Annotated in this window: 4 protein-coding genes; all 4 read left to right on the top strand. The window is 34.2% G+C overall.

Translation table 11 applies throughout. The annotated features are described in order from the left end of the window. The coding region (locus tag RWL85_RS08495) for an LPXTG cell wall anchor domain-containing protein (RefSeq protein WP_314087131.1) at window positions 1-1,286 on the top strand (1,286 nt) is incomplete at its 5' end. Window positions 1,287-1,523: 237 nt separating this feature from the next. Next, window positions 1,524-2,435: an Rpn family recombination-promoting nuclease/putative transposase gene (locus RWL85_RS08490; protein WP_314087128.1), complete on the top strand. Its 912-nt coding sequence runs from the start codon at window positions 1,524-1,526 to the stop codon at window positions 2,433-2,435. 4 nt (window positions 2,436-2,439) lie between these two features. After that, a complete protein-coding gene (locus tag RWL85_RS08485) occupies window positions 2,440-2,622 on the top strand; it encodes a hypothetical protein (RefSeq protein WP_314087125.1) in 183 nt (60 codons plus the stop codon). A gap of 513 nt (window positions 2,623-3,135) precedes the next feature. Further along, window positions 3,136-3,438: ATP-binding cassette domain-containing protein (locus tag RWL85_RS08480; RefSeq protein WP_314087122.1), on the top strand; the 303-nt coding region annotated here is incomplete at its 3' end.

Genomic DNA, 3,438 nt, shown 5'->3' with positions numbered 1-3,438 from the left:
CACCTCAAACAGAACAACCAGGTGAAATTGAAATTACAAGAAAACCAAATGGAGACGCTGTAGTAACACCTAAGAAACCAGATGGAACAACATACCCACCAGGAACGAAGGTAGTTATCCCAGGTGATAATAATACTCCAATCGAGGTTACTATCGGAGATAATGGATCAGGTGAAGTGCCAAACGACAAACTTCCAAAAGGAGATTTACCAGGAAAAGGAACAGTAACAGAACCGAATAAGAGACCATCTAAACCAGTTGATGTAACAACGCCAGCACGTAAGACTCCAACAGTAGAGTTAGAACAAGATCCAAGTACAGGAGATGTAACAGTAACACCTAAGAAACCAGACGGGTCAACATACCCACCAGGAACGAAGGTAGAAATTCCAGGTAAGAATGGAACACCGATTGTCGTAATAATTGGACAAGACGGAAAAGGTAAAGTACCAAACAGTGATTTACCAGAAGGAAAAGTACCAGGAGTGGCTAAGATTACAGAATCAGGAAAACCAACTGAAGAAGTACCGGTGGTAACAACACCAGCGAAACTTACACCAACAGTAGAGTTGGAACAAGATCCAAACACAGGGGACGTAACTGTAACACCTAAGAAACCAGATGGAACAACATACCCACCAGGAACGAAGGTAGAAATTCCAGGTAAGAACGGAACACCGATTGTCGTAATAATTGGACAAGACGGAAAAGGTAAAGTACCAAATAGTGATTTACCAGAAGGAAAAGTACCAGGAGTAGCTAAGATTACAGAACCAGGTAAACCAACAGTAGAAGTACCAGTTGTAACAACACCAGCGAAACTTACTCCAACAGTAGAGTTAGAACAAGATCCAAGTACAGGGGATGTAACTGTAACACCTAAGAAACCAGATGGAACAACATACCCACCAGGAACGAAGGTAGAAATTCCAGGTAAGAACGGAACACCGATTGTCGTAATAATTGGACAAGACGGAAAAGGTAAAGTACCAAATAGTGATTTACCAGAAGGAAAAGTACCAGGAATAGCTAAGATTACAGAACCAGGTAAACCAACAGTAGAAGTACCGTTGGTAATAACACCAGCGAAGATTAAAACATCTGAAAAAGGTGAGCTACAACAAAAATCATCAGATAACAAAGAAAATCCAACAGCTAATAAATCTACAAAACGATTAGCAAATACCGGTGAATCTGAAACAAATACAGGTTTAGCAGGATTAGGATTAGCTATGTTAGGAAGTCTGCTAGCTGTTGCCAAAAGACGTAGAGAAGATGAAGAGTAGAAATTGCTAAATCATCGAGAATAAATCTTTAACATTATCTATTTAGATAGCTGAGAAGAGCAAGAAATCCAAGAAAGAATCAAACGATTCAGTTCTTGGATTTTTTGTGTTTGAACTTCGCGTAAAACGTTGATATCATTAGAAAAAATATTTTTTTTCTAGTATAATAAAGTTAAGAATAGGGAAGAAAGTAAAATATAAAAATAATATAATTAAAAAATAAGGAGTGAAAAAAATATGGAAGAGCGACATAAAAACATCAAACCAATATATGATTTAGTTGTTAAAAAGGTATTTTGTAATGAAGCAGTAGCATTGCAATTTGTACAAGATATTTTCGATCTACCGGCAAAAAGCGCAAAACTAATTGGTGGCGATAAAATATTTCGAGCTAATAGTAATGTAGAAGATGATTTTAATATAGCTGTTGATATACTTGTTGAACTAGATAACCACGCACAAGTTATAATCGAAGTGCAATTAGCTAAGCAGGCATTCTTTATGAATCGCATCTGGGCTTACCTATGCAAACAGGTTAATGACAATATCGAAAGGTTAAAACAAAACGAAGAAGAAAGACACGCTATTTATAAAAAACTACCACCAGTTTATGTAGCTGCAATAGTCGATAGAAACTACTTTGAAGGTGATGATCCTATAAGTACTTTTTTAATCAAAGAAGAAACAAGAAACACCGAGCTGAAAATGTATGTAGACAATGACATAAAAGAGATGCCGTTATTAAAAATCGTATTTTTAGAACTTAAAAAATACAAACCAGAATTAAAAGAAAGTTATAATAAAGTTCGCTGGTTAGAATTTTTCGGCAACAAGAAGTACACAAGTGAACCTGGTGAAGTAATTGATCAAGCCGATGATTTACTTAATGTTAGAAACTGGACTAAGGAGGAAAAAGATATGTATGATGAAAGAACAAGACAATTAGATCATCAATGGGCGACATACGCATATGCACGTGAAGAAGGAATAGAATATGGTATGCAACGAGGAATGGAACAAGGAATGCAACAAGGGAAAATAGGTACAATAGTAAACTTAGTAAAAGAAGGAATTATAGCAAAAGAAGTAGGAGCGAAAAAGCTAAACATAACAGAGCAAGAGTTCGAATCTTATTTGCAGGAGATGTAAATATATGTATGATGAAAGAATAAGGCAATTAGATCATCAATGGGCGACGTACGCATATGCACGTGAAGAAGAAATAGAATACGGAATGGCACAGGCAATAGAACGAGGACGTGCAGAAGGAGTGGAACAAGCTGTCATTACTTTAATGAAAAAAGGTCATATTTCTCCAGAAATTGCAGCGACATAATTAAACCTAAATGTTGAGGGCTTTGAACAATATTTATAATGAAATCCAAAAATATCTTAGTGATACAAAACAAGGATCGGAAAACATAAATGAAGAGCGATGTAAGAACATCAAGTTAATTTATCACTTAGTGGAAGTGGCTCAAAAATCGTGATTTTGAAGAAATCGATTTTGCTGAGACACTTCTATTTTTATTAATCTATAAAGCATATATAGGTTATCTATATTTGTGAAACTTAAAATGTTGACAGTTGTAGATTTAAAGGTTAGAATAATATATATAGGGAAAACTAAATTAAAAAATTTATTAAAGATTGCTTATTCTAGATTAGATAATAAAATTTCAAATGAGGTAGTTTTATTGCTTTGATAGTTTAAAGTAACCCAAAAGTAACTAATATATTGTATAGTGCATACTTGTTTATTAGATTAACTTCATGATAGTATAAAGATAAGTAGTTGAAAAAATTGAAAGTTTTGTGATTATGAAGAAATAAGGAAGAAGGTATAAAAATGATAGAATATAAAAACGTATCATTATGTTGTTCTACAAATGGCTTGATACTTGATAGATTAAGTTTCGAAATAGAAGAAGGAGAATTTTTTGTTCTTGTAGGACCAAGTGGTAGTGGAAAAACGACAACTTTAAAATTAATAAATAGGCTGATAGAACAATCAGACGGTGATATTTATTTTGAAGATAAACGGCTAAAAGACTATGATTTAAGAGAGTTGAGACTTAAAACTGGCTATGTTTTGCAACAAATTGCACTATTTCCGAATCTTACAGTTGCAGAAAATATTGCGCTAATTCCA

This window comes from uncultured Gemella sp., from assembly GCF_963515875.1.
GTDB lineage: Bacteria > Bacillota > Bacilli > Staphylococcales > Gemellaceae > Gemella.
This window is presented reverse-complemented; position numbering and strand designations above follow the sequence as displayed.

Bases quoted from the DNA above. Each gene is read 5' to 3' on its own strand.
- RWL85_RS08485 (WP_314087125.1), top strand. From the start codon at position 2,440: ATGTATGATGAAAGAATAAGGCAATTAGATCATCAATGGGCGACGTAC.
- RWL85_RS08490 (WP_314087128.1), top strand. From the start codon at position 1,524: ATGGAAGAGCGACATAAAAACATCAAACCAATATATGATTTAGTTGTT.